The following is a 25,230-nucleotide window of genomic DNA, read 5'->3' as shown; positions in this document are numbered from 1 at the left end:
AGGGCCCCGCGGCGCTAGACGGTGACGAGCAACAGCGCCCCGGCCCCCAGGAAGAGTCCGAGCGCCTGATGGGCCGTCACGCGTTCGCCGTCGAGGACCAGCGCGAGGACGACGGTGGCCGCCGGGTAGAGGGACACGATCGACCCGACCACGCTCAGCAGCCCCTGGTCGGCGGCGAACAGGCAGAAGGCGAAGGCCGCCGTGTCGAGGACGCCGGCCAGTACGACGGACAGCCAGGGCACGGACGTGCCGCCCGTCTCCGGCCGTGTGCGCAGGGCGCCCGGGGTCACGCACAGGATGGAGACCGCGCGGGCCCCGGCCAGCGGCCACAGGCCCGCGTCCGGTCCCGGATGGGAGATGAACACCAGCTGGAGTCCGAGCGCCGCGCCCGTCGCCAGGGCGAGGAGCAGGGTGCGCAGCGCGACGGTGGCCTCCCGGACCCGCCCCACCAGGCTCACCAGCGCGATCGACAGCAGCGCGCAGCAGACGCCGCCCAGCGCGAACGGCCCGGGAGCCGACTGGAGGGCCAGTCCCACCGTCAGGGGTACGACGGCCGCCGTGACCGCCGTGACCGGGGCGACGAGCACGATCCCCTCGGCGGCGAGCGTGCGGTAGAGCAGTACGAGGCCCAGTACTCCGAAGGCTCCGGCTCCGCATCCCCAGGCGAGGGCGGTCAGGTCGGGTCCGTGGTCGGCGGTCGCCGCCAGCCAGCCGGCGAGCACCGGGAGGGACAGCGCCTGGGAGAGGAGGACGACCCGTCCGGCGGGCATGGTCCGCGACGCGCGGGCGCCGCAGTAGTCCGCGGCTCCCCATCCCGCCGCCGCGACCGCGGCCAGCAGTGTGGTGATCATCAGGCACCCGGCCGGCTGAGGAGGACGTCCCGTCTGGCGTCGGCCAGATGGCGGGCGGCCTGGCGGGGCGTGCACACCGTGTCCTCGGCGAGTTGCAGGGTCTCGGTCACCAAAGTGCGCAGCGCCGCCCGCACCTTGGCCAGGGAGGCCGCCGCGTCCGGTGCGACGTCGCCGTAGAGCACCCACCACCACCAGGCGTTGGTCCCGGAGTTGGCGACGACGTCGGGGACGACGACACAGCCGCGGCGCAGCAGCAGTTCCTCCGCGTCGGGCGTGACGGGGAGGTTCGCCGCCTCCACGATGTACCGGGCGGCGACGCGGTCCTGGTTGGCGCCGTCGATGCTGTAGGAGGTCGCGGCCGGGACCAGCACGTCGGCTTCGAGGGCCAGGCAGGCGTCGCGTTCCAGCAGGACGTCGTCGGGACCGAGCCGGCCGCGGTCGACGGTTCCGAACGCCCGGCGGTGGCGGAGCATGTCCTCGACGGCGAGGCCGCGTGGGTTGGCGACGGCGCCGTGGACGTCGGAGACGCCGACCACCCGGACGCCGGCCGCGTGCAGGTAGCGTGCGGTGGCGCCGCCCATGGCCCCGAAGCCCTGGACGACGGCGGTGGCGGAGGACCGGGGGATGCCGTCCCGGTCCAGGAGCGTGAGGGCGGCCTCCGCGACCCCGCACCCGCCGACGAGTTCGGCGAGTCCGATGCCGTCGACCTCGACGGAGAACGCCTCGGTGAATCGTCTGCGTGCCGCCGCGGGGTCGTCGAGGGTGCGCACGACCGGGGCGATGCAGCCGTCCACGCCCAGCTCGCCGAGCACCTCGTCGATGAGTTCCGTGGTGGTGCCGAGGTCGTCGCCGGTCGCCCAGTTGTCCGCCACGTAGGGGCGGATGAACGCGAGGAAGCGGGAGAGCACGCCGCGTGCCTCGCTGCTGAGCGGGTCGCAGTCGATCCCGCCCTTGGCACCGCCCATGGGGAGGTAGCGGCCCGCGGGGTCGTAGTGCAGCGCCTCCTTCACGCTCATCGCCGCCGCCAGTTCCCTGACCTCCTCGTAACGGCAGCCTTCGCGCATCCGCAGGCCGCCGCTGGCCAGGCCCCGGACGAGCCGGTCGACGACGAGGAAGCCCTGGCGTCCGGTGACGGGGTCGGTCCAGGTCAGTGCTGCTTCGGGAGGTCGGGGTGCGGCGGCACCGGCACGGACCGCGGGCATGGTGAGAAGACCGCTGTTCACGGCGAAGGGCTCCTAGCGAAAGCCGACGAGGACGGGCCACGGAGCGCGCCGGTGACAGCCACGACGGCCGGGAGGCGGCCACCCGCGCGCGCTCCGACGGTAGTTCCGGCCCTGCGTGACTGGGCAGTCCCCCGTTCCGGGGGCATGCCCGGTACCCCGCTCGGGGACTGCCCTTGCCCGACGGCGGCTCATCGGCCGCTCACCGGCGCCGTCCGTACGCCCGGCCCGGGCGCCCGGGCCGGGCGTGGCCCCGCCGGTTCCGGGATGACCGAGCGTCACCCGGAGGTCAGTCGAGTACCGCCATGAAGTCCGTGCAGGCCGCCGCGCACGCCCGGCAGGCCGCCGCGGTCGGCTCGGCGCCCGGAAAGGCGTCGAAGGCCTGCGCGCAGCCGAGGCAGACCGTGCGGCACCACTCGAGTCGGTCGCGCAGGCCGTCCGCGTCCCGGCCGGTGCCCTCGGTCAGGTTCTGGCAGGTGGCGTCGCACACCTCGGCGCACATGATGCCGGTGCGACGCAACCGGTCCGCCTCGGTGTCGGAGGTTCCGCCCGGATCCAGTGTCCCCGCACGCAGTGCGCACATCCGGGCGCACTCCGTGCATGCCTGCGCGCATGCGAACCGGTCCTCCAGGAACCGGTACAGGTCCTGCTGGGAAGACGGCGAAGTCATGCGGCCCGGGTAACCGGACCGCGGCGGGGCAAACTCCGCGTGCCGTCGGCCGTGGCTCAGCCCTGCTCCGCGCGGACGATCACCACCGGGCAGCTGGCATGCTGGGACACCTGCTGGCTGACGGAACCGAGCAGGGCGCGGGCGAACCCGCCCCGGCCCCGGCTGCCGACGACCAGGGCCTCGGCGCCCTCCGCGGCCCGCAGCAGGACGTCGGTGGTGTTGCCGTGCACCAGGTGGGAGCGGACCGAGCCCGCCGCGTCCGCGCCGAGTACGTCGGTCAGCTCCTGCCGCATCTTGTCCCGGGCCTCCTCCGCGTCGAGGTCCATGTCCACGGCGGGCCCCGACCATCCGTACAGGCCCGGCAGCTCCCACACGGCGACCGCCTCCACCACGCCGTCCACGAGGCCGGCGTACCGCAGTGCCCAGCGCAGGGCCGCGTACGAGGACGGCGATCCGTCGACGCCGACCACGACCCGCCGCTCGGTGACATCCCTGTCCATGCGTTCCGCCTCTCCTCAAGCTCGGCTCGGGCGTTCGGCAGGCCCTCTCCTCCACGCTGCGCGACGGGCGGCCGGGCCGCCAGAGAAGTGCGGCCGGGGGCATGACACGGTCCGGCGCCCGCCGCGGGTGCGGGCCGTGGCGCATTCCGGGCCGGTCGGCCCCTGGTGGCCCGGGCGTTCCCGTGGTGTGCTGGAGGTGACGGGAAGGACCCCCAGTGACGCGGGGAAGCGGTCGGCCACGGCCGCGCACCGCGCAATCAGGATCCGCGAGAAGTGGATGGCGTCCTTCCCGCCCTCTCGTGATCGGCGGGATCCGAGGAGGCGACCATGCACGGCAGCCCGCACACCGTCGGCGACGTGATGACCCGCGCCCCCGTGGCCGTGGGCCGTGACGCCCCGTTCAAGGACGTCGTCACGCTGATGGACCGGTGGAAGGTCAGCGCCCTGCCCGTGCTGGCGGGCGACGGCAGGGTGATCGGCGTCGTGTCCGAGGCCGACCTGCTGTTCAAGGAGGCCTTCCGGGACCGCGACCCGGACCCCTTCGTCGCACGGGAACGTCCGGCCGACGTCGCCAAGGCCGGCGGGGTGACCGCCGGGGAGCTGATGAACGCGCCCGCGGTGACCGTGCACGCCGACGCCACGGTGGCGGAGGCTGCGCGCATCATGGCCCGGCGCGGGGTCAAGCGGCTGCCCGTCGTCGACGGATCGGGCGTGCTCAGGGGCATCGTCAGCCGGGCGGACCTGCTGAAGGTGTTCCTGCGTGCGGACGAGGAACTGACCGAGGAGGTGCGCCGGGAGGTCGTCGACCGGCTGTTCCCGCTCTCCGCCGACCATATCCGGGTCGACGTCTCCGAAGGGGTCGTCACCCTGACCGGCTGGATCGACAGCCCGGAACCGGCGCCGGTCGCCGAACGGCTGACCCGCGCCGTGGAGGGCGTGGTCGACGTCCGCTGCCGTCTCTGCCCGGTCTCGGTACGCGACGCCCCGCACTGACGCCCGGCCGGCCCCCTCCCTTCTCCGGAGTTCGCCGCTGTCGCCCGCCGCGTACGATCAGTCACCGATTGCGTCCGGTTCGCACCGTTCTGGGAGGGGTATCCCATGGCTATGAGTACGGAACCGATGGAGCTGGCCGCCCCCAGCGGCCTACTGAGTCTCGCGCTCTTCGTGGTGGCCGTGGCCGTGCTGGCGATGCTCGCCGGGGGCTTCTGGCTCGGCAACCGGATCAAGTACCGCGAGTCGCCCAGGCCGCGCCCCGAGGAGCAGCCGAAGCTGCCGCCGGAGGGCGCCGTGCACGAGATCCGGGAGAACCGGGAGTCGGAGGAGATCCCCCTGATGCCCAAGGGCGGCCGTCCGCTCACCCCGTACGAACTCAGCAACCAGCAGACCAGGCCGAGCACGTCGAAGGACCGGCCGCGCTGGAGTCCGGGCTCCAGCGGCTCGTTCGGCGGCGGCGGGCTCGGCGCCCACTGATCCCGGACACTCCCTAGACCGTCCCGCGGCCCGCGTCGAGGCGACCGACGTGGGCCACGTTCCCGAGGTCCTCGGCGTCCTGGCTCGGCGTGGCCGCGAACCAGGCGTCGAGGATCTCCTTGAGCACCGGCGGCGAGGTCAGGCGCAGGCCGATGGCGAGGACGTTGGCGTCGTTCCAGCGGCGGGCGCCGTCGGCCGTGTACGCGTCGGCGCACAGGGCGGCGCGGACGCCGGGCACCTTGTTGGCGGCGATCGAGGCGCCGGTCCCGGTCCAGCAGCACACCACGGCCTGGTCGGCGGCGCCGGCCGCGACGTCGCGGGCGGCCACCTCGGAGCAGACGGCCCACTGCGGGTCGGCCCCGGGTTCCAGTGCGCCGTACGTGCGCACGTCGTGGCCCCGGCGCCGCAGCTCCTCCACGAGGAGGCGGGCGACGGGTTCGTCCATGTCGGAGGAGACGGAGATTTTCATACGCACCCATTTCCTCGCGGGTCGACGGCGTGCCGTGCATCGACGGCGGGGACCTTCATGCCGCTTCACGTTACGCGTTACCGGTCAGACGCCGGAGGCGTCGGACGTGGGCTGTTCGCCGTGCAGCGCGGCCAGCGCGGCGGCGAGCCTTCCCCGGCTGGTGATGCCGAGGCGTGGATAGACGCGGTACAGGTGTGCTCCGACGGTGCGGTGCGAGATGAACAGGCGCTGACCGATCTCCCGGTTGCTCAGTCCCTGTGACGCCAGCACGGCTATCTGCATTTCCTGGGCGGACAGTTGCTCAGCGCTGTTCGCATGCCGTCGACCGCTCGACTCACCGGTGGCCCGCAGCTGCTCGCCGGCCATCTCCGCCCAGGGCCGTGCGCCGGCCCTGTCGAACTCGTCGCGGGCGAGGCGAAGCGGGTGCCGGGCGTCCACGTTGCGGCGTTGACGGCGCAGCCAACGGCCGTGGTGCAGGTGGAGGCGGGCACGCGACAGCGTCCAGCCGGCCGGCAACGCGGAAAGGGCCGCCGCGTAGCGCTCCTCCGCCGTGTCGTCCGGGGCCAGCACCGCGTCGGTGTAGGCGTGCGCCACCACCATCATCTCGGAGGGCAGCTGTCCGGCCAGACCCGGAAGGCCGGCCAGCAGTTCCCGGGCCTGCTCCACGGTGCCCGCGGCAACCGCGGCGTCCGCCAGATCAGGCGCGAGCAGCCAGCGGCTCACCGAGTGAAAGTGCGGGTCAGCGGGGTCGAAGGCGCGGGCCAGGATGTCGTGGGCCTCCGTCGCACGACCGTCGAAGAGGGCGAGCAGGCCGTCGGTCTGCTGCGCCATCACCGTGACGAACGGCATCCCGGGGAACAGGCCGTGCATGCGCAGTTCGTGGATCACCCGTGCTGCCTGCTCGGTCTCGCCCCGCATCGCCGCCACCAGGCCGGCCGTGGCCTTCAGACCCAGCCAGACGATCCACTCCCCGGTCTCCTCGGCCAGGGCGAGCCCTTCGGCGGACTCCTCGCGGGCTTGTTCAAGCCGTCCGAGGTACACCTGCGGCCAGCTGGCGGCCAGCGAGCGGGCGAGCATTCCGAGCCGGCCCTGCGACCGCCACGCCGAGGCCGCGAGCGCCAGGTAACGGACGGCGCGGCCGATGTCGCCGATGACCATGGCGCCGCTACCGAGAAAGTGCAGGATCCGGCCGTCCTGACGGTCTTCGCTGACTCCGTCGAGCCGCGCAATCACGTCGGCCCCGTGCCGGTAGGGCTCGGTGTACGCCCGCACGGCCAGTACGTGGGGGGAATCAGGATCAGGGTTCCACCGGTCCAGTTCCGCCGCGGCCTGAGCACGCACCCGCGCATCGCCGTCCTGGAAGAAACATCGTGCGGCGGCCCGCCACAACAGGTTCTCCGCGACGTCTCTCGCCCCCGCGTCGAACGCTCCGGCCGCCGCGGTGACCATGTCCTGGATCCGTCGCTGCGGCTCACTCGGTTCAAAGGCGCAGTTGTCGGACACCACCATGAGGCGTGCCCGCTCCACCCGGCCCAGCGTGCTCATGTCGGTGCGGTCCAGCAGAGTCTGGACGCCGGTGCGGTCGTTGATCTCGCTGGACAGCTCGGCCGCCCGAACGAGCATGCCGGTTCTGCGCTGCGGGTCGAGGACGAGGTCGGCCGCCTGGCGCAGCGCCGGGACGGCTGCCGCCACCTTGCCGCGGGCCTGCGACGCGTCGGCGAAGCGCTCCAGCCGGGTGGCCAGCCGGTCGTCGGGGCCGATGGTGGCCGCCGCCTCGTGGGCGAGCTGCCGCTCGGGGGTGTCGTCCATCACCGAGGCGAGGGCACGGTGGGCGGCCAGCCGTTCGGCGAGCGTGGCGTGCGTGTAGATCGCCGTGCGCATGAGTGGATGACGGAACTCGGGGGTGTAGCCGACCAGGGTGACCAGATCCGCGTCGACCGCCTCCTGTACCGCGTCGACGGAGACCGCCGAGCCGATGAGGCGACCCGACACGTCCAACAGCAGGTTGAGCGGCGCGGCCGGCTCGATGGCCAGCACCAGGAGCAACGTGCGACATGCCGGACTCACCGTGTCGGTACGCGCCGAGAACGCGTCCTCCAGGCGCTGGGTGAGCGGCAGGTCGTCCGACTGCGCGGTGGTGCCCTTCACCGCCTTGGGCAGCTCCACCAGGGCCAGCGGAAAGCCCGCGGCGCGCTCCAGGATGAGCGTCCGCAGCGGCAACGGCAGGTCGGGCGCGCCGGCATCGAGCAATTCGGCGGCGGCCACCGGACCGAGCGGCTCCAGCGGAAGGTCCAGGAGCACATACGACTCGGAGTAGTGGACCCGGGCGGCGGCGATCACCTGTATCGCGAGGTCACGGGTGCGCCGGGCAACGAACTTGAGCACGTCCCGGCTGCTGGAATCGATCCACTGCACGTCGTCGACCAGCAACAGCAGCGGCTGCCGGTTGGCCGCGTCGGCGAGCAGTTCGAGCACGGCCAGTCCGACCTGGTATATCTCGGGCTCGGTCTCCCTGGCGCCGAACGCACCGTTCAGCGCCGACCGGTGCGGAGCGGACAGGTCTTCGATGCCACGGGCGACCGGTTGCAGCAGTAGGTGCAGTGCGGCGAACGGCAGCCACTGTTCGGGTTCCACCCCGGATGTACGCAGCACCTTGAAGCCGCCCTCGACGGCGTCGGCCCCGACCGCGCGCAGCAGGGCCGACTTGCCGAGTCCTGGGGCGCCATGGATCAGCAGTGCGCTGCCGTGCCCGGCCGCGGTGTCTGCCAGCAGCCCCCGCAGGAGGCTGAGCTCCTCGTCCCGCCCGATCATCGCGCGCGTGCCGGACGTTCACTCATCGGCACAGCGGACATCGGGTATGGCACGTGTGGCTTCTCTCGTCAAGGGGTCATTCGACCGCCATGCTACTCGGCAGGTGCGACGACCCATGTCGGCGAGGTCCGACCATCAGTCGAACGACTCCAAAGCGGTTCCGTCCGGCGACCGACCGACGAGATCCTCGATGTCCAGACGGCTTCCTTCCTCCCCCGGGGGAACAACCTCGAAGGCAGAATGCAGAAAGTCGTCCACGACCGCCGCCGATGCGGCTACGACAAACATCTCCCAGCCCGACCGGAAGGACATGTACACCAGCCTGTGACCGCGGATCTCGGCTGGCCAGACCTGAACATCACCGAGACCTGCGAGCCGCCGCCGACCGGCGGCCAGCAGATCGCGCGCGAACTCCCACTCGATGACCGAATCAGCGCGAGCGCCACCGTTGAACGCCATGAACACCGAGTACGGATCCGCACGGTCGTACCGAAGATCCGTCATGACCGGCAGGGGCACCTCCTCCTCGAGAAGAGCCACGACCGTCCGGCATGTCACGGACCCGGACCGGACGTCATCCTGGTGCGCATACTCAGGCTCGTCATCGGTGTCGAACACCTTCCCGTTCATCATTCGTCCCCTCTCGCCTTCCGACCACGACGGCCGCCGATCGGTCAGATCGGGCTACTACGAGCCTGGGGCCGACCCGAAGCCCGATACATCAGTCAAGTGACTGGACCGGACCGGCCACACGGACAAGCCGAGAGCAGCAGCACACACTCAGTTTCAAGTGAAACCGTATCGAATGCACATATGGCTGTAATGTGACTCCGTGACCACCAACACCCATCACAGAGCCGCCTCCTCCACCACCTCACGCGCCACCGACCGTCCTGGGGACACCTCACCCTTCGCCGTCGCGCTGTTGTTGCGGCGGGCGCATTGGCGGGTGGCGGGGGTGATGGCGGAGGCGTTGCGGCCGTTGGGTGTGGAGTTGCGGCATTTCGCGGTGTTGTTGGTGCTGGTGGACCGGGGGCCTACGGTGCAGCGGGATCTGGCGGTGGCGACGGGGTCGGACAAGGCGGGGATCATGCGGGTCGTGGATGATCTGGAGCGGATGGGGCTGGCGGTGCGCAGGGCGGTTCCGGGGGATCGTCGGGTGCGGGCGGTGGAGATCACGCCGGAGGGTGTGGCGTTGTTCGACGCGGCGCATGTGGCGGCGGAGCCGTTGGCGGAGCGTCTGGTGGCCGGTCTGGAGCCCGGGGAGTCCGAGCAGCTGACGAGTCTGCTGACCCGGTTCGCCCACCCCGGACAGGGCGAGGGCTAGGCACATCCGACCCGACAACCACCGCCGACACCGACCCGTCGCCCCAGATAGTATTGAATGATACTATTGCAAGTGTGACTGTCACTGATGGGTCTGACGGAGAGGGATACGGGCGATCATGAACGTCTACGAGGCTGTCGTGAGCCGGCGAGCTGTCCGGGCATTCACCGACCAGCAGGTCCCGCGGGAGGTGCTGGAGCGCGTGCTGTCCGCCGCGGCCTGGGCTCCGTCCGCATCGAACCTCCAGCCGTGGCACGCCTATGTGCTGACCGGCCGGCCGCTCGCCGAGCTGAAGAAGCGCGCCGGCGAACGGATAGCCACAGGCGACCCCTGGGACGAGCCGGAGTACGAGCAGTACCCGTCGACGCTGAAGAGCCCGTACCGGGAGCGCCGATCCGCCTTCGGCGAGCAGCGTTACGGCGCACTCGGCATTCCACGTGAGGACGTGGAGGCGCGACAGCGAGCGTCTGCCGCGAACTGGGACTGCTTCGGGGCGCCCGCCGCCCTGTTCTGCTACATCGACCGCGGCATGGGCCGGCCCCAGTGGTCCGACATGGGACTCTATCTGCAGTCCGTCATGCTGTTGCTGCGCGCCGAAGGGCTGCACAGTTGCACCCAGATGGCCTGGGCGAAGTACCACAGGACCGTCGCCGAGGTCCTGTCACCCCCGGACGAGCTCCTCCTCTTCTGCGGCATGTCGATCGGCTACGAGGACGTCGCCGCGAGCCAGCCCCGCATCGGCCGGGCTCCGCTCGAAGAGACCGTCACCTTCGTCGACGGCTGTTGACACGGCCGGCGCCCCGTCGTCACGTCCCCCGGTGCGATTCCGGATCGCCCGGGGTGTCGGGCCGGTTCCAGGAACGAAGCTTGTCGGGATTGAGGACGACCCAGACCTGTGCGACACGCTGGTCGGCGACATCGAGGCCGATGACGGCTGCGACCCGGGAGCCGTAGCGGACGAGGAGCCCGGGCCGGCCGTTGACGGAGTGGGTGGTCAGAGTGGTGCGGGGGTGGCGGGCGAGGAGTGTCAGCAGGCTGCGGGCGACCTGGTGGCTGCCGTGTACCGGCCTGCTCAGTGTGCGGACCTTGCCGCCGCCGTCGAAGAACGCCGTGGCGTCCGGGCACAGCAACGACTCGAGCAGTTCGGCATCCTCGTGCACGCAGGCCCGGCGGACGGCGCGGGCGAGGTGGTCGTACTCGTCCGGCCCGGTGGGGCGTGAGCGCTGCCTGCGAAGACTGTGGCGAGCCCGGTCGGCGAGCTCGCCACACTCGGACTGCGGGCGCCCCACGATGTCGGCCACCGAATCGGAGGCCATCCCGAAGACGTCATTGAGGACGAACGCCGCCCGCTCGACCGGCGACAGGGAGTCCAGCGCGTTCAGGAGCACCTGGCTGACCTCCGCCGCCAGGCCCGCCTGCGCCCCCTCGGCGTCTGCCGTCCTCGCAGGGTGCGCAGGGTGCTCCTCGCTCTGGTCCGCACGGCAGGTCGTGCCCCTCCGGGGATGGGCGAGCATGCCCAGACAGATCCCGCCCGCCGTCTTCGCGAGCCAGTGCCGGGGAGCCGTGATCCCCGCGCGCTCCGCGTCGGACAGCCGGTACCACCGCCGGTAGGTCTCGTCGACGACGCCGTCCGCGTCCCGGGAGTTGCCCAGCATCCAGTAGGTGACTTCCAGCAGGTGCCGACGCTCATCGAGCAGCTCCGCGACCGGCACCGCATCAGCATGACCCATACGGCATCCTCCGCCCCTGGTTCCTCGGCTCAATCTCATGACCGGTCATGCACGCGTCTTGTGACAATCGACGCCCGCGGGTACCCGTACGAACCGGGCGGACCCCGGTGGCTCAGCTCATCGTCCCCAGCATCACAGCGACACACAGCATCGCAGCGGTGATCAGAGCCATCGCGGTCGCCGTTCCGCGCAGCCAGTGCCGGAAGCGTACGTGGTGCCGCTCCTCCACCACGCTGATCCGGTCCGAGATGTGTTCCGTGACCATACGGGCGACATACGTCTGCTCGTCGAGATACCAGCGCTCGATGTCCGTCTTCTGGACCTGGGTCAGCCCCGGCGCCCGTGCGGTGAAGGCTGCCACCCGCTGGCGTGCTGCTTGCAGATGGGCCTCCCGGTAGAGGTACGTCTCGATGTCGGTGAGACCGCGTCGGGCCTCTCTACTCGCGTCCATGCTGTCCTCCGGCGGGAAGGCGGGAAGGCCGGTCGTGACCGTCCCGGGAGCCGGGAGCGAGCCGGTCGTCGAGCCAGTCGCCGTAGCGAGTGGGCGCGATGTGGGCATCGGCACCGGGAAGAAGGTCATGACGACGGACTCTGGCGCCGAAGTAGGGACTGCGGTCGTCGATGAACAGCCGGCGGTACTCCCCGCTGTCGGTGAGGGCGGCACGGACGAACATGCCGAGCCCGATCTCGTCCGGGCCGGCGATCTCACGGACACCGAGGAGCGGGCGGAAGGACGCGGTGTGGGCCACGAGGGTGGCGACGTCCGCGCAGGACACCGGCCGGATCAGGACGGGTGCGACCCAGACACTCCAGTCCTCCGTGGCCGCCTCGGCGATGTCACCGGCGGACTCGAACAGCTGGGTCGCACGGATGATCGAGTACGGGATCCGATCCTGCCTGATCAGGGATTCCTTGGCATACAGGGCTCGGAAGTACCCGCTCTCCCGCAACCGGTCCACGCCGACCACGGACAGGGCGACATAGTGTTTCACGCCGGCGGCGGCTGCCGCCGACAGCAGGTTGGCCGTGGAGCGGCACAGCGTCTCCATGACCGCCTCCTCATCGATGACGAGGCCGGAATCCTCCGTGCGGACCCCGTCGTCGAGTGAGGGCGGTCCGGTCAGGTCGACCAGTACCGAGCAGTTCTCGAGAGCCTCGGGGAGGCCTTCTCCCGTGCGGATGTCGACGCCGCTCGAAGCGGAGACCAGACAGGCCTCGTTCCCGTGCCCGGTGATTCCTGCGACGGTCGCGACCCCGGTGGATCCAGCGTCGTCGATGACAACGACCTTCATAGAAAGAAGCCTTCCCTCGGGCCTTCAGGCAGCGGTGTGGTCGCCCGCGGGGCTCCCGCCGGGGTGTCCAGGACCGGCATTCGACACGAACGCGTCCCGTGGATGCTGGACGGAGGCAAGCGAGACGAGGTCCCTGCCCCACAGCGCGGCGGTGAGCCAGACGGCCAGGACGCGGACCTTGCGCTCCCAGCTGGGCACGGCCAGGACGTGGTAGCCCCGGTGCATCAGCCAGGCGGGGAGCCCCTTGATGACGATCCTCTTGTACTGGAAGATGCCGCGTCCGAGACCCAGGGTCGCGACCACTCCCAGACTGCTGTGGCGGTAGTTGCGGGTCGCGCGCCCGCGCAGACTCGCCGCGATGTTCTTCGCGAGGCGCTTGCCCTGCCGAACGGCATGCTGGGCGTTCGGCACGGTGTGCGCGCCCGGTACGGGAGAGGCGAGGTCCGGCACGGCCGCGTCGTCGCCGGCCGCCCACGCGTCCGGTACGGGTTCGCTGTCGGTGCCCACGCGCAGGTCGGGCCCTACCACGATGAGGCCTCGCCCGTCGACGGGCAGGTCCGTGTGGTTGTGCACGACCGGGTTCGAAGCGTTGCCGGCGGCCCAGACGATCAGCGCGGAATCGAATTCCTTTCCGTTGGACAGCACGACGTGACCGTCCTCGGCGGAGAGCAGCTGGGTGTTCAGGTGGACCTGGGCACCGCGGTCCTCCAGGGAGCGCACGACCCAGGCGCCCGGCTTGTCCCCCACCTCGGGCAGGATGCGTCCCCGGGCCTCGACCAGGTGGAACGACACGTCGTCGAAGCTCAGTTCCGGGTAGAACCCGACCATCGCGGTGGCCAGCGAGAGCAGCTCGCCGAACCCCTCGACGCCGGAGAACCCGCCGCCCACGAACGTGACGGTGAGCAGTCGCTGCCGCTCGGGGCCGGGCGGCAGCGACGCCGCCTGGTCGAACGCCGTCATCAGCCGGTCGCGAATGGCCACCGCCTCTTCCACGTGCTTGAGGCCTATCGCCTGCTCCGCCACTCCGGGTACCGGGAAGGTGCGGGTCACGGCTCCGGCGGTGACCACAAGGGTGTCGTACTGAACCTCGTACTCCGTCCCGCTCGCGGAGCGCACACTCACCGTCCGGTCGGCGTGGCGGATCTCGGTCACGCTCCCCGCGATCAGCCGGGTGCTGCGCAGGTGCCGCCGCAACGAGACGGCAGCGTGACGTGCCTCGACCGAGCCGGCCGTCACCTCCGGCAGGAAGGGCTGGTACGTCATGTACGGACGCGGGTCGACGACCGTGACCCGTGCCTCGCCCTTACGGAGCTTTTTCTCAAGGCGCCATGCGGTGTAGAAGCCCGCGTAGCCCCCACCGACGATCAGAATCTCGCGCATCGGTCCCTCTGTCTGTTGGCTGACACCAGATAGACCGGACGGGCCAGGACGGTGTGACACGGCGGCGGTGAGAGAGCCACGGAGCCGGTCCGGTCACAGAACCCGGGGACTTCCGGTCTTCAGCTCGAGGACGTGAGTTACACGCTGTGCGTCACGATGGGAACCCGGTGCGCGTATGAGGCCATAGCGGCGGCGGACACGTTGCTGGTGGCCGTGGCCGGGCGGGGCAGGGTCCAGGAGCCGGACGGCAGGGCGGCTCGCCGGTGCACGACCGAGGCGTCAATCTCGCCAGCGACAGTCGCGTTCAATACCATCTCGTGTTTGACTGTGGGCGAGCACAAGTCCTCTCTTGGGAGAAAACCCATGGCCACATTGCTGCACATCGACTCCTCCGTGTTCCCCGGCGAGGCCTCCTCGTCCCGTCCGGTCACGGCGGCCTTCCGCCGGGTCTGGGAGGAGCAGCACCCCGGGGGAACGGTGATCTACCGCGACCTCGCCGCCGACCCGGTGCCGCACATCACCGCCGCCGCCTGGTCCGCCGGTTACACCGACCCCGCCGAGCGCACCGCCGAGCAGTCCGCCGCGTTCGCCGCGCGCATGCGGCTCATCGAGGAGCTGGAGCAGGCGGACGCCGTCCTGATCGGCGCCCCCATGTACAACTTCTCGATCCCCTCGACCCTCAAGACATGGCTGGACAGCGTGCTGCTCATGGGCCGCACCGCAGGCGAGACCCCTTCGGCCAAGGGCACCCCAGCCGTGGTGGTCGCCAGTCGCGGCGGCTCCTACGGGCCCGGCACCCCGCGCGAGGGCTATGACTTCGTGCAGAACTACCTGGAGACCGTCCTCGGGAAGACCCTCGGTCTGGACCTCGACTTCATCGTCCCGGAACTCACCATGGCCCCCCGCAACCCGGCCATGTCCGAACTGGTCCCCCGCTACGAGGCGTCCCGCAAGCGCGCCCTGGAGGAGGCTGCCGCCAAGGCCGAGGCCCTGACGGAACTCCTCGCCGCGTAGCCCTTCCCGCATGGGACACCGTGTGAGATCCCGGCACGGGACACGGTCACACGGTGTCCACGGGGCCGTCGGCGGCGGTTGTCGGGTCGGGTGTGCCTAGCCCTCGCCTGGTCCGGGGTGGGCGAACCGGGTCAGCAGACTCGTCAGCTGCTCGGACTCCCCGGGCTCCAGACCGGCCACCAGACGCTCCGCCAACGGCTCCGCCGCCACATGCGCCGCGTCGAACAACGCCACCCCCTCCGGCGTGATCTCCACCGCCCGCACCCGACGATCCCCCGGAACCGCCCTGCGCACCGCCAGCCCCATCCGCTCCAGATCATCCACAACCCGCATGATCCCCGCCTTGTCCGACCCCGTCGCCACCGCCAGATCCCGCTGCACCGTAGGCCCCCGGTCCACCAGCACCAACAACACCGCGAAATGCCGCAACTCCACACCCAACGGCCGCAACGCCTCCGCCATCACCCCCGCCACCCGCCAATGCGCCCGCCGCAACAACAGGCCGAGAGCGAAAGGCGAGGTGTCCCCGGGACGGTCCGTCGCACGCGAGGCCACGGAGGGGTGAGGATCGTCGGCAGTCACCACTCCAGACTAACAGCCGTCCGTTCACCCAATACGGTATCGACTGAAACAAACCACGGCGGCGCCGGTCCCGACCGCGCCTCCACAACGCGGTTCCAACCGGCGCACGCAGCCCTGCGAGCGGCGGAGCCGCTCAGCTCTCAACAGCCGGACCCGGCCACAACGCCCGCACCGCGTCGGGCACCTCGGCCACGACCGCCGGATCGAGCAGAGCCACTTGGAGGATGTAGCCGGGAAGGACGGAGAGCATCGTCGAAGCGATTGCCTCAGCCGTCACGCCCACAGGGAGACCTCCGCTCCTCTGGTGATCACGGACCAAGGTGACCAGATTGGCGCGTATACCTCCCATGAGATGGTCGAGTTCGCGCGCCAGTGAGCGGTTGCGCATGGCCTCCCCCCAGACCAGCACCGCGAGGCCGGCCACGTCCTCCTCGGCGGACTTGACCCGGATCACGTCGAGCAGTTCCGCCATGACCTCTCCCATGGAGCGGCCCTGCCGGTTCGCGGCGACGGCGAGCGTGATGTCGAGGACGTCGCGCATGTTCTCCTCGGCGATCGCGAGGATCATCTCGTCCTTGCTGGTGAAGTGCCGGTACACCGCGCCCGCGGACATCTGCGCCTCGGCGAACAGGTCCTGCATGGACGTGGAGTGGAAGCCGTCACGGAGGAAGCAGCGGCGCGCCGCGTCCAGGATCTGCTTGCGCCGGGCGTCCATGTGCTGCTGGGTGACCTTGGGCATGAGGCCAGCCTAACAAAGAAAACGAACGTTCATGTTGACGATTGCCGACCGACCGGGCCAGACTGGGAGTCTAAGAAAACGATCATTCCTTTTTATGAGAGGTCGCGTGGTGAGGAACCCCTTGTCAGGACACCAGGCATGGCGGGAAGTGGCCATCGCCGCCGTGGCACTGCCCATAGTGATCACTCTGGCGGTGCTGGCCTTCGCCTGGCCGTCGGGGCGGATCTCGCCACGCGACGTTCCGGTCGGGATCGTGGGCACCGGTCCGGCCAGCCAGCACGCGGTGGAGGCACTGACCCGTGCCAAGCCCGGCGCGTTCGACTTCCGTCTCTACCCCGACCAGCAGGCCGCGCGGTCGGCGATCAGGAGCCGGGACGTCTACGGCGCCTTCGCCGTCTCCGGCCACGGCATCACCGTTCTGGAGGCCACTGCCGCCAGCCCCTCCGTGGCCCAGCTTCTGACCGGTGTCGGACAGCAACTGGCCGACAGGGCCACCCTTCAGCTCGCCCACCAGAAGGCCGCGCTGGAGAAGGCCGCACAGGAGAAGACCGCCGCCGCACATTCCTCGGCGAAGACCCACAAGAAGGCGCCCGCCCCGCAGAGCGCCGCCGGCGCCGGCTCGTCGGTGCAGATCGCCCTGAAGACGGTCGACGTGGTGCCCCTCGCCACCGAGGACCCCCGGGGTGCGGTGTTCAGCTCGTCGGTCTTCCCGCTCACGATCTGCGGCATCATGATCGGCGCGTTCGTCACGATGGCCCGCGGCCTGGCACGCCCGCGGCACCGCGTACTGACACTTCTCGTCGCCTGCGCCGTCGCGGCCCTGGGCGTCTACCTCGTGGCCCAGGGATTCCTGGGGGCGCTGCCCCACGATCATGTGGCCACATGGGCGATCCTGTCGCTCGACCTGCTGTCCGTCGGTGCCACCGCCGCCGGCCTCATCAGACTGCTCGGGCCGGTGGGTCTCGGGCTCAGCGCCGCGCTCATGGTCTTCGTCGGCAACGCCTTCTCCGGCGCCACCTCCGCCCCGGAGATGCTCCCCAACGGCGTGCACCACCTCGGCCAGTGGCTGCCCCCGGGCGCCGGAGCCAGTCTGCTCCGCGACACCACGTACTTCGACGGGAGCGCCGGCGCCGGCCACCTCGCCGTCCTCGTCCTGTGGAGCGTCTGCGGTCTCACCGCGGTCATGTTCGGCCACTGGGTCACCGGCGAGGCCCGCGGAACGAAGTCCGGCACGACGGCCCCCGGGGGCCTGCTCCCGGCCCTGCCGGGGCCCGACGCCACCTTGCCGGTCCGACGCCACGCGCACGCCCACGCCCGCCGCGACGACAGCGCCGGTTGACACCGACCGCCTCACCCCGAGAACACGGCCGTCCGCACAGGCCGACATCACGCAGGGCGCGCCCGCCCTTGGTGCCGCGCCTCCCGGGCCCGCATCGCAACCCGGACGTGCGGCCCGGCAGGCACACGGCTCGGATCCCGATCCGACCACGATCACGATCACGATCACGATCACTGAGCACTGCGCGAGGTGTTGTACCGCGATGCCTCGCGCCGTGCCGGAGCGGACACACACCATGAGCACGCCGCAACACCCCCGGCCGGCACGCCGGTCCGAACCTCCGCAGTCCGCCGACACCTCTCCGGCCATCGCCCGGGCCTTCGCCCTGCTCAGCAGACGTGGGAACGGCCTGATCCTCATGGCCCTGGCCAAGGGACCGGCCGACTTCGCCCAGGTTCGCGAGCGCGTCCCCGGCATCAGCGACGGCACGCTCACCCGGCGCCTCCGGGAACTGGCCGAGATCGACCTGGTCACCCAGGACGTACGGCCCAGGCTGTCGTCGCGAACCCGTTACGCGCTGTCGCCGCACGGCAAAGCCTTCCTGATCCCCCTGGCCGTCCTGTTCTTCTGGGCGGAGGACCATCTCCCGGCGAACGACCCGCCGGCATCGGAACGGCAGGCCGGGTCAGCCCGCTGACTCCCCTTTTCGCGCCGTGCGGGGGAGCCGGAACCGGACGCATGCCTCCGCCCGGCGATCGGCCCCGAACAACGCCGTGCGGCCGACCTCCGCGGAACGGCGACCCGGCCGTCGACGGCGCTGTGGGCTCCCGACACCACTCCCGCATGTGCGATATGTCGCATATCATCCACTTTTACGGTCCGTTGATGGTCAAGGGCCAGGCATGCGGGGCGGACGAGGGAGACTGGTGATCTTGGACGTCTACGAGGCGGTCACAAGCCGTCGGGCCGTGCGTGGATTCATCGACCGGCCGGTCCCGAGGGAGGTACTGGAGCGGGTGCTGTCCGCTGCGGCCTGGGCACCGTCCGGGTCGAACCTGCAGCCCTGGCACGTCTACGTACTGACCGGCCGGCCGCTGGCCGAACTCAAGGAGCTGGCCGGCGGGCGCGTGACCGCACGCGATCCCTGGGACGAGCGGGAGTACGAGATGTACCCGGCCACGCTCAAGTCCCCGTACCGCGAGCGCCGGTCCGCCTTCGGCGCGGAGCGCTACAGCGCGCTCGGCATCGCGCGTGAGGACTGGGAGGCGCGCCAGCGAAGCGCTTCCGCGAACTGGAGCTGCTTCGGCGCGCCCGCCGCCCTGTTCTGCTACATCGACCGCGGTCTGGGCCGGCCCCAGTGGTCCGACGTGGGCATGTTCCTGCAGACCGTGATGCTGCTGCTCCGCGCGGAAGGCGTGCACAGCTGCCCGCAGATGGCGTGGTCGGTGTACCGCAAGACCGTCGCGGAGATCCTGTCACCCCCGGACGACCTCATCCTCTTCTGCGGCATGTCGATCGGATTCGAGGACACCGCCGAGCCCTACACCCGTACCGGCCGGGCACCGCTCGACGAGACGGTCACGTTTGTCGACGGTTAGCCGGCGGTCAGTCGGACGACCGGTCGGCGGTACCTGTCGGCTCACGCCTGACGGCCGTAGCGGTCGCGTGCCTGGCCGACCGACTCCGGGGCGATCGCGCCGGTCCGCGCCAGCTGGTCGAGGGCGAGGGACTTCAGCACGTTCCAGCCGGCGCCGCGGAACCGGCCCTCCGGCTCCTGGACGATCTTGGAGTTCGACCGCACCGGACCGTCCAGGCGCTGCAGGTTGCAGTTGACCACGAAGGTGAGGTTGTCCAGGCCCTCGCGGGCGGCGAGGGCCAGCGCGGCCATCGCTTCCGGCTCGTCCGTCTCCCCGTCCCCGAGGAAGGCCCATACCCGGGACCCGGACGTGTCCTTGATGCCGCGCGCATGCAGGTAGCGGTTGAACCGGGCCTGGTGGACGGCGGCGAGCGGACCGAGTCCCCTGGAGACGGTCGGGAACTCCCACAGCCACGGCAGGCGGCGGGGGTGCGGGTACGACGGCAGTCCGTGGCCGTCGGCCTCGCGTCGGAATCCGTCCAGCTGCCTCTCGTCGAGGCGCCCTTCGAGGAACGCACGGGCGTAGATGCCGGGCGAGGCATGCCCCTGCAGGAAGAGCTGATCGCCTCACCCGTCGCAGCAGGTACACCGCGCGGTCCGGCCCCGCGTTGCACACGACGGCGTCGAACGACGCCTGCCATTCGGCGGTCTCCTCGGTGTCCCGGTCGGGCAGGGTGGGGTGGAGCCGACCGCCCCGACACCAGGGACCGCACACCTGCCGCCTTTGTGACGATCCTCGACGCTGCGCCGACGCGGCTGCCGCACGGCAGCGAGGAAACGTGGTGCCGTTACGCGCGACGCCATGACCGCTGAGACCCGCGTCACATGCCCCTTGCTGTCACACCTTGCCGGGCTGTCCGGTCAGAAATGCGTACCGGCAATTTCACTAGGAGCGCCCATGGACGCACGTCTCAACTACTACGGCAATCCCTTCGCGGGCAAGGTGCTGAAGCACCTCCTGTCGACCAGCAAGGTTCTGTCGGACTCGACGCTTCCGGCCACGATCCAGCACCTGGTCGAGATCCGCGCCAGCCAGATCAACGGCTGCGGCTTCTGCACCGACATGCACACGAAAGAGGCCGCGCACCACGAGGAGACCTCGGTGCGGCTCAACCTGATCGCCGCGTGGCGGGAGGCGACGGTCTTCACCGAGGCCGAGCGCGCAGCGCTGGAGCTGGCCGAGCAGGGCACCCGCGTCGCGGACGCGGCCGGCGGCGTCACCGACGAGGCCTGGGCGGACGCCGCCAAGCACTTCGACGAGGACCAGCTCGCCGCGCTGACCACCCTCATCGCCGTCATCAACGCGTACAACCGCATCAACATCATCACCCGGCAGCCGGCCGGCGGCTACAAGGTCGGCATGTTCGGCTAGAAAGCCGGGCCCCGGCCGACTGCGCTCGATCTCGCGGTCGGCCGGGCCGAATTCATTTCATCAGCCCAGCCCGGAATGTCCGACGCGAGACCGCTCGTTCCGGGCAGGTCCACGGAGGTGTTGTACTCATGCACGAAATGCACGGCATGCACGGCATGCATGCGGAGGACGGCTTCGGCCCCAAGATGCTGGCAGACATCAAGCCGCCCTTCATTCCCGAGGGGGCTTCGGGAATGACCGTGCTTGTCGAGTGGGCTCCCGGCGACCCCGGCACTCCCCCGCACCGCCACTCGGGGCCGTGTTTCGGCTACGTCATCGAAGGAGCCGTCCGGTGGGAGCTGGAGGGGGAGCCGGAGCACGTGATCAAGGCCGGTGAGACCTTCTGGGAGCCGGGCGGTGAAGTGATCCACTATCAGAACGGCAACGCCTCGACGGAGGTCCCGGCCAAGTACGTCGTCTTCATGATGTGCGCGCCGGGCCAGCCGATGCTCACGCTGGTCGACGACGAGGAACTGGAGCAGCGGGCCCACCTGCGCGCCCCGCGCCCCACCGCCTGACCCGCCCCCGCCCGCTGCACACCGCCATGGCCCTCGGCCGTGGCGGTGTCGTCGTGGAACCGCGGTCGTGGGCTCGGTGCACCCGGCCGCACCCCGGGCGCCGGCCCGTCAGGAGAGCCAGTCGGTGTAGCGGGTGGCGGCGAGGTGGGCGTCCTTGTCGGTGAGGACGTCGCCCTTGACGACGGCGAACATGCCGGCGGTGGGGTCGGTGACGACGGTGCGGCCGTCGCCCTTGCGGGACAGGGTGATCCGGCCCAGTTCGTCCAGGGTGAAGATGTCGGGCCCGGCGATGTTCCGGATGCCGTTGAGCGGGGCACCCGCGGCGACCTCCGCGACCGCGGCGGCCACGTCCTTGGCCGCGATGGGCTGGATGGGAGTCGCGGGCAGCCGGACGGTCTCGGCGTCCGAGGTCCAGGACATGGTGGCGTCCATGAACTCCATGAACTGCGTCGCCCGCACGATCGAGTAGGGGATCTTCCCGTCGGCGAGGACGTGCTCCTGGAGCGTCTTGGCCTGGTAGTAGTCCAGCTCCGGCACCTGGTCCACGCCGACGATGGAGAGGATGACGAAGTGCCCGACACCACCCTTGCGGGCCGCGGCCACCAGGTTGTCCATCGAGGTCCGGAAGAAGGCCGGCGAGGCCTCGTCGAAGGTCGGTGAGTTCGTCAGGTTGACGACGACGTCGGCACCCGCCAACGCCTCGTCCACCCCCTGACCGCTGATGACGTCGACACCGTTGGACTTCGAGTACGGCACCGCCTCGTGCCCGGCGGCATTCAGATTCTCGACCACCTGCGACCCGATCAGTCCCGTACCGCCGATGACTGCGACCTTCATGGCATGCCCTTTCACCGCCAGCGCCCCGAAGTGGTACATAACTCACTATATCGGGGCGTTATCGGTTTGGCCTGGTCACGTTCCGCCTCGATCGCCGTGACCGGAACCGGTGCGGCACGGTGTCACAAGAGCGGGGAGGAGTCGGTCATGCGACTGTCCGCATCTGGAAGCCCTCCTCACACAAAGGTGCACCAAATATGACATCTACCGTTACCCTGTGCGACGCCGACGGAGTCGTGCGGTGACCGAGTGGACCCGGTTGCCCGATCTGCCCACCGACAAGGACTACGACGGTGAGGTCTTCTCCCCGATCTACACCACGACCGTGACGGTGAGCGGGGGGACGGCGAGCCACGGGCGCGCCTCGGGAAAGGCCCGCTCGGGCGACGGAATCCTGGATCTCGACCTGCGCATGCCCGCGGAACTGGGCGGAGACGGGCAGGGGACGAATCCCGAGCAGTTGTTCGCCGCCGGTTTCGCCGCCTGTTTCCACGGGGCGCTGAGTCTGGTCGCACGGCAGGCCGCTCTCGATCCCACGGCCATCCGCGTCGAGGCGACCGTGGCGTTCGGAAGGGACCCTGAGGACGGCGGCTACCTCCTGCACGTCGACCTGGCGATCAAGTGGCCGGACGTCGACCCTGCCGTGGCCACCCCGCTCGTGGAGAAGGCCGACTCGCTGTGCCCCTACACGAAGATGGCTCTGCGGGGTACGCCGACGAGCATCAGGCTGGCCTCCTAGCCGACGACACACGGCCGGCCGTCGTCCGGCCGTATGTCGTTTCTGCAGCCGTCGTGTGCCCGTCGCGGCACACGACGGCTCTTCGTGGAACACCCGGCGGCTGAAGGTGTCACAGGTTCCGGGACAGGCCGGTCGTACTGAGTGACAATCCCTCGGCGATCGGAGTAGGTCGTGGCCATCACAGAACAACGTCTTTCCACCTCGGTGCTGGTGATCGGAACCGGAGGTGCCGGGCTGCGAGCATCGATCGAACTGGCCGAGGCCGGTGTCGACGTCCTTGCGGTCGGCAAGCGTCCCAAGGAGGACGCGCACACGGCGCTCGCCGCCGGCGGAATCAACGCCGCCCTCGGCACCATGGATCCCGAGGACAGCTGGCAGCAGCACGCGGCCGACACGCTCAAGGAGAGCTACCTGCTCGCCGATCCCCGCACCGTGGAGATCGTCACCCAGGGCGCCGCCCGGGGCATCGGCGACCTGGAGCGCTACGGCATGGCCTTCGCCCGTGAGGAGGACGGCCGGATCTCCCAGCGCTTCTTCGGCGCCCACACGTTCCGGCGGACCGCGTTCGCCGGCGACTACACCGGTCTGGAGATCCAGCGCACGCTCATCCGGCGCGCGGAGCAGCTGAACGTTCCGGTGCTCGACGGTGTCTACATCACCCGGCTGCTGGTGCACGACGGCGCCGTCTTCGGTGCCTACGGCTTCGATCTCACCCATGGCACGCGGTACCTGATCCACGCCGACGCCGTCATCCTCGCCGCCGGCGGCCACACCCGCATCTGGCGGCGGACGTCCTCCCGGCGCGACGAGAACACGGGCGACTCGTTCCGTCTGGCCGTGGAGGCCGGCGCCCGTCTGCGCGACCCCGAGCTGGTGCAGTTCCATCCTTCCGGGATCATCGAGCCCGAGAACGCGGCCGGCACGCTCGTCAGCGAGGCCGCGCGCGGCGAGGGCGGCATCCTGCGCAACGCACTCGGCGAGCGGTTCATGAACCGCTACGACCCCGCGCGCATGGAGCTGTCGACCCGCGACCGCGTGGCCCTGGCCTCCTACACGGAGATCAAGGAAGGGCGGGGTACGCCCAAGGGGGGCGTGTGGCTCGACGTCTCCCACCTGCCACGGCAGACGATCATGACGCGTCTCCCCCGCGTCTACCAGACCCTGCTCGATCTGCAGATGCTGGACATCACCCGCGATCCGATCGAGATCGCGCCCACCGCGCACTATTCGATGGGCGGGGTGTGGGTTCGCCCCGAGGACCACAGCACCGACGTGCGCGGCCTGTACGCGATCGGTGAGGCGTCGAGCGGTCTGCACGGTGCCAACCGCCTCGGCGGGAACAGTCTCATCGAACTGCTGGTCTTCGGCCGTATCACGGGGCAGGCAGCCGCCGCCTACTCGCAGTCCCTGACCGCCCAGCCGCGGTCGGCGCCGGCTGTCGCGCAGGCCCGCGCGGAGATCGACGAGCTGCTGGTGGCCGACGGACCGGAGAACGTCCGCGCCCTGCAGCGTGCCATCCGCAACACCATGACCGAGCACGCCGGAGTCGTACGCGACGAAGAGGGCCTGCGCGCCGGGCTCGCCGAACTCACGACGATCGAGAAGCGCATGGAGGACGTCGGCGTGCACCCGGACATCGCCGGTTTCCAGGACCTCGCGCACGCCTTCGATCTCAGGTCCGCGGCACTGGCGGCCCGGGCCACCCTCGAAGCGGCACTCGAGCGCCGCGAGACCCGCGGCTGCCACAACCGCAGCGACTACCCCCACATGGACCCCGCCCAGCAGGTCAACCTCGTGTGGTCGCCCACGACGGGCATCACCCGCGAGAGCATCCCTGCCGTCCCCGACGAGATCTCCTCTCTGATGGCAGAGGTCTCGACCGACGGAAAGCTCGCCGAATAAGGCCCCTGTCACAGGTGGATCTGCTGTCCGGCCTCATGAAAACCTATGGAAGGAAACCACTGTGAAGGTCGTAGTGATCGGCGGAACCGGGCTCATCGGCTCGAAGCTGGTCGGCAAGCTCGACGACCACGGGCACGAGGCGGTCGCGGCCTCTCCCCGTACCGGCGTCAACGCCCTGACCGGCGAAGGGCTGGCCGAGGCCCTGGCGGGCGCGTCGGTCGTGGTCGACGTGTCCAACTCCCCTTCGTGGGCCGACGACGACGTCATGCACTTCTTCCGCACCTCGACCGGCAACCTCCTGAAGGCCGAGGGGGACGCCGGCGTGACGCATCACGTGGCGCTGTCCGTGGTCGGTACGGACCGTCTTCAGGAGAGCGGCTACTTCCGTGCCAAGCAGGCGCAGGAAGAGCTGATCAAGGCCGCCGAAATCCCGTACTCCATCGTCCACGCCACCCAGTTCTTCGAGTTCGTGACCGGGATCGCGGACATCTCGACCGAGGGCGACACCGTGCGTCTGGCCCCCGTGCAGTTCCGGCCCGTCCACTCCGACGACGTAGCCGCGGCCCTCGGCCGCACCGCGGTCGGCGCCCCGGTCAACGGCGTCCTGGAGATCGCCGGCCCCGACGTGTTCCAGCTCGACGAACTCATCCGTCAGCTGCTCTCCGACAAGAAGGACGCCCGCACGGTCGTCACGGACCCGAGCGCCCCCTACTCCGGTGCCGGACTCAAGGACGAGACGCTCGTGCCGAGTCGGGGAGCGCAGATCGCCGAGACCCGTTTCGCGGACTGGCTCGCACGGCAGCAGTAGGCCCTGCGGGTGGCTCCCGGCAGCAGTCGGGAGCCACCCCGGCCG

Annotated in this window: 27 protein-coding genes and 2 pseudogenes; 14 read left to right on the top strand and 15 right to left on the bottom strand. The window is 70.4% G+C overall.

Going from position 1 to position 25,230, the window contains the following annotated elements; translation table 11 throughout:
* Nucleotides 1-14: 14 nt before the first annotated feature.
* The 4 genes from AB0D74_RS18655 to AB0D74_RS18640 form a co-directional block, all read right to left on the bottom strand.
* On the bottom strand, nt 15-851 hold the full coding sequence (locus tag AB0D74_RS18655; protein ID WP_362587388.1) for an EamA family transporter: 837 nt from the start codon (nt 849-851) through the stop codon (nt 15-17).
* Complete coding sequence (locus AB0D74_RS18650) at nt 851-2,053, bottom strand: Glu/Leu/Phe/Val dehydrogenase dimerization domain-containing protein (protein WP_362587634.1); 1,203 nt, start codon at nt 2,051-2,053, stop codon at nt 851-853. Before AB0D74_RS18650 ends, AB0D74_RS18655 begins: the two co-directional genes overlap by 1 nt.
* A gap of 307 nt (nt 2,054-2,360) precedes the next feature.
* A complete protein-coding gene (locus AB0D74_RS18645; protein WP_362587385.1) occupies nt 2,361-2,741 on the bottom strand; it encodes a ferredoxin in 381 nt (126 codons plus the stop codon).
* A gap of 56 nt (nt 2,742-2,797) precedes the next feature.
* Nucleotides 2,798-3,241: a universal stress protein gene (locus AB0D74_RS18640; RefSeq protein ID WP_362587382.1), complete on the bottom strand. Its 444-nt coding sequence runs from the start codon at nt 3,239-3,241 to the stop codon at nt 2,798-2,800.
* Nucleotides 3,242-3,568: 327 nt separating this feature from the next.
* On the opposite strand from AB0D74_RS18640, the gene AB0D74_RS18635 reads away from it, so the two are divergent.
* Both AB0D74_RS18635 and AB0D74_RS18630 read left to right on the top strand, forming a co-directional pair.
* The gene (locus tag AB0D74_RS18635; protein ID WP_362587380.1) at nt 3,569-4,234 is read left to right on the top strand and encodes a CBS domain-containing protein; all 666 of its coding nucleotides are present in this window, start codon (nt 3,569-3,571) and stop codon (nt 4,232-4,234) included.
* Nucleotides 4,235-4,345: 111 nt separating this feature from the next.
* Nucleotides 4,346-4,711 (top strand): DUF6479 family protein, encoded by a 366-nt coding sequence (locus AB0D74_RS18630; protein ID WP_362587377.1) that lies wholly within the window; start codon nt 4,346-4,348, stop codon nt 4,709-4,711.
* Between the two features lie 13 nt (nt 4,712-4,724).
* Here the strand turns inward: AB0D74_RS18630 and AB0D74_RS18625 are convergent, their stop codons facing one another.
* The 3 genes from AB0D74_RS18625 to AB0D74_RS18615 all read right to left on the bottom strand — a co-directional run bounded on the left by AB0D74_RS18625 (nt 4,725) and on the right by AB0D74_RS18615 (nt 8,624).
* Nucleotides 4,725-5,180 carry an RpiB/LacA/LacB family sugar-phosphate isomerase gene (locus AB0D74_RS18625; RefSeq protein ID WP_362587374.1) on the bottom strand — a complete coding sequence of 152 codons (456 nt, stop codon included), beginning with the start codon at nt 5,178-5,180 and terminating at the stop codon, nt 4,725-4,727.
* An 84-nt stretch (nt 5,181-5,264) separates the two neighbouring features.
* Nucleotides 5,265-7,991: an AAA family ATPase gene (locus tag AB0D74_RS18620; RefSeq protein WP_362587372.1), complete on the bottom strand. Its 2,727-nt coding sequence runs from the start codon at nt 7,989-7,991 to the stop codon at nt 5,265-5,267.
* A 135-nt stretch (nt 7,992-8,126) separates the two neighbouring features.
* Nucleotides 8,127-8,624 (bottom strand): SsgA family sporulation/cell division regulator, encoded by a 498-nt coding sequence (locus AB0D74_RS18615; protein WP_362587369.1) that lies wholly within the window; start codon nt 8,622-8,624, stop codon nt 8,127-8,129.
* A 199-nt stretch (nt 8,625-8,823) separates the two neighbouring features.
* Here AB0D74_RS18615 and AB0D74_RS18610 point away from each other — a divergent pair, with 199 nt between their 5' ends.
* Both AB0D74_RS18610 and AB0D74_RS18605 read left to right on the top strand, forming a co-directional pair.
* Nucleotides 8,824-9,318, top strand: coding sequence for a MarR family transcriptional regulator (locus tag AB0D74_RS18610; protein ID WP_362587367.1), 495 nt, complete (start codon nt 8,824-8,826; stop codon nt 9,316-9,318).
* Between the two features lie 118 nt (nt 9,319-9,436).
* A complete protein-coding gene (locus AB0D74_RS18605) occupies nt 9,437-10,105 on the top strand; it encodes a nitroreductase (RefSeq protein ID WP_362587365.1) in 669 nt (222 codons plus the stop codon).
* A gap of 19 nt (nt 10,106-10,124) precedes the next feature.
* Here the strand turns inward: AB0D74_RS18605 and AB0D74_RS18600 are convergent, their stop codons facing one another.
* From AB0D74_RS18600 to AB0D74_RS18585, 4 genes are all read right to left on the bottom strand, one after another.
* Nucleotides 10,125-11,048, bottom strand: coding sequence for an RNA polymerase subunit sigma (locus AB0D74_RS18600; protein ID WP_362587362.1), 924 nt, complete (start codon nt 11,046-11,048; stop codon nt 10,125-10,127).
* 112 nt (nt 11,049-11,160) lie between these two features.
* On the bottom strand, nt 11,161-11,499 hold the full coding sequence (locus AB0D74_RS18595; protein WP_362587359.1) for a hypothetical protein: 339 nt from the start codon (nt 11,497-11,499) through the stop codon (nt 11,161-11,163).
* Complete coding sequence (locus AB0D74_RS18590; RefSeq protein ID WP_362587356.1) at nt 11,486-12,340, bottom strand: NAD(P)H-binding protein; 855 nt, start codon at nt 12,338-12,340, stop codon at nt 11,486-11,488. The genes AB0D74_RS18595 and AB0D74_RS18590 overlap by 14 nt, the downstream gene beginning before the upstream one ends.
* 24 nt (nt 12,341-12,364) lie before the next feature.
* Nucleotides 12,365-13,720 carry an FAD-dependent oxidoreductase gene (locus AB0D74_RS18585; RefSeq protein WP_362587353.1) on the bottom strand — a complete coding sequence of 452 codons (1,356 nt, stop codon included), beginning with the start codon at nt 13,718-13,720 and terminating at the stop codon, nt 12,365-12,367.
* A gap of 129 nt (nt 13,721-13,849) precedes the next feature.
* Here AB0D74_RS18585 and AB0D74_RS18580 point away from each other — a divergent pair.
* Both AB0D74_RS18580 and AB0D74_RS18575 read left to right on the top strand, forming a co-directional pair.
* Nucleotides 13,850-13,921, top strand: a pseudogene (locus AB0D74_RS18580) (DUF5133 domain-containing protein); the annotation flags it as partial.
* Between the two features lie 162 nt (nt 13,922-14,083).
* Nucleotides 14,084-14,734, top strand: coding sequence for an NAD(P)H-dependent oxidoreductase (locus tag AB0D74_RS18575; RefSeq protein WP_362587350.1), 651 nt, complete (start codon nt 14,084-14,086; stop codon nt 14,732-14,734).
* A 96-nt stretch (nt 14,735-14,830) separates the two neighbouring features.
* Here the strand turns inward: AB0D74_RS18575 and AB0D74_RS18570 are convergent, their stop codons facing one another.
* Nucleotides 14,831-15,316 (bottom strand): MarR family transcriptional regulator, encoded by a 486-nt coding sequence (locus AB0D74_RS18570; protein ID WP_362587347.1) that lies wholly within the window; start codon nt 15,314-15,316, stop codon nt 14,831-14,833.
* 133 nt (nt 15,317-15,449) lie between these two features.
* Entirely contained in the window at nt 15,450-16,055 is a 606-nt protein-coding gene (locus AB0D74_RS18565) for a TetR/AcrR family transcriptional regulator (RefSeq protein ID WP_362587344.1), read from the bottom strand.
* A 163-nt stretch (nt 16,056-16,218) separates the two neighbouring features.
* Here AB0D74_RS18565 and AB0D74_RS18560 point away from each other — a divergent pair, with 163 nt between their 5' ends.
* The 3 genes from AB0D74_RS18560 (at nt 16,219) to AB0D74_RS18550 (ending at nt 18,932) form a co-directional block, all read left to right on the top strand.
* Complete coding sequence (locus tag AB0D74_RS18560) at nt 16,219-17,394, top strand: ABC transporter permease (RefSeq protein ID WP_362587341.1); 1,176 nt, start codon at nt 16,219-16,221, stop codon at nt 17,392-17,394.
* Nucleotides 17,395-17,629: 235 nt separating this feature from the next.
* A complete protein-coding gene (locus tag AB0D74_RS18555; RefSeq protein ID WP_362587338.1) occupies nt 17,630-18,031 on the top strand; it encodes a helix-turn-helix domain-containing protein in 402 nt (133 codons plus the stop codon).
* 235 nt (nt 18,032-18,266) lie between these two features.
* The gene (locus tag AB0D74_RS18550) at nt 18,267-18,932 is read left to right on the top strand and encodes a nitroreductase (protein ID WP_362587631.1); all 666 of its coding nucleotides are present in this window, start codon (nt 18,267-18,269) and stop codon (nt 18,930-18,932) included.
* Between the two features lie 92 nt (nt 18,933-19,024).
* Here AB0D74_RS18550 and AB0D74_RS18545 read toward each other — a convergent pair.
* Nucleotides 19,025-19,685: pseudogene (locus AB0D74_RS18545) on the bottom strand (hypothetical protein); the annotation flags it as partial.
* Nucleotides 19,686-19,868: 183 nt separating this feature from the next.
* On the opposite strand from AB0D74_RS18545, the gene AB0D74_RS18540 reads away from it, so the two are divergent.
* Both AB0D74_RS18540 and AB0D74_RS18535 read left to right on the top strand, forming a co-directional pair.
* Complete coding sequence (locus AB0D74_RS18540) at nt 19,869-20,342, top strand: carboxymuconolactone decarboxylase family protein (RefSeq protein ID WP_362587336.1); 474 nt, start codon at nt 19,869-19,871, stop codon at nt 20,340-20,342.
* Between the two features lie 155 nt (nt 20,343-20,497).
* A complete protein-coding gene (locus AB0D74_RS18535; protein WP_362587628.1) occupies nt 20,498-20,899 on the top strand; it encodes a cupin domain-containing protein in 402 nt (133 codons plus the stop codon).
* A 108-nt stretch (nt 20,900-21,007) separates the two neighbouring features.
* Here AB0D74_RS18535 and AB0D74_RS18530 read toward each other — a convergent pair whose 3' ends face one another.
* The gene (locus tag AB0D74_RS18530; RefSeq protein ID WP_362587334.1) at nt 21,008-21,736 is read right to left on the bottom strand and encodes an NAD(P)H-binding protein; all 729 of its coding nucleotides are present in this window, start codon (nt 21,734-21,736) and stop codon (nt 21,008-21,010) included.
* Between the two features lie 241 nt (nt 21,737-21,977).
* Between AB0D74_RS18530 and AB0D74_RS18525 the strand changes: the two genes are divergently transcribed.
* The 3 genes from AB0D74_RS18525 (at nt 21,978) to AB0D74_RS18515 (ending at nt 25,185) form a co-directional block, all read left to right on the top strand.
* Entirely contained in the window at nt 21,978-22,475 is a 498-nt protein-coding gene (locus tag AB0D74_RS18525; RefSeq protein ID WP_362587331.1) for an Ohr family peroxiredoxin, read from the top strand.
* 171 nt (nt 22,476-22,646) lie between these two features.
* A complete protein-coding gene (locus AB0D74_RS18520; protein ID WP_362587328.1) occupies nt 22,647-24,377 on the top strand; it encodes an FAD-binding protein in 1,731 nt (576 codons plus the stop codon).
* A 61-nt stretch (nt 24,378-24,438) separates the two neighbouring features.
* A complete protein-coding gene (locus AB0D74_RS18515; RefSeq protein ID WP_362587325.1) occupies nt 24,439-25,185 on the top strand; it encodes an SDR family oxidoreductase in 747 nt (248 codons plus the stop codon).
* Nucleotides 25,186-25,230 lie beyond the last annotated feature (45 nt).

The organism is Streptomyces sp. NPDC048278, assembly GCF_040652195.1.
Lineage (GTDB): Bacteria > Actinomycetota > Actinomycetes > Streptomycetales > Streptomycetaceae > Streptomyces.
The sequence above is the reverse complement of the archived record's forward strand: the minus strand, read 5'-3'. Positions and strand labels throughout refer to the sequence as shown.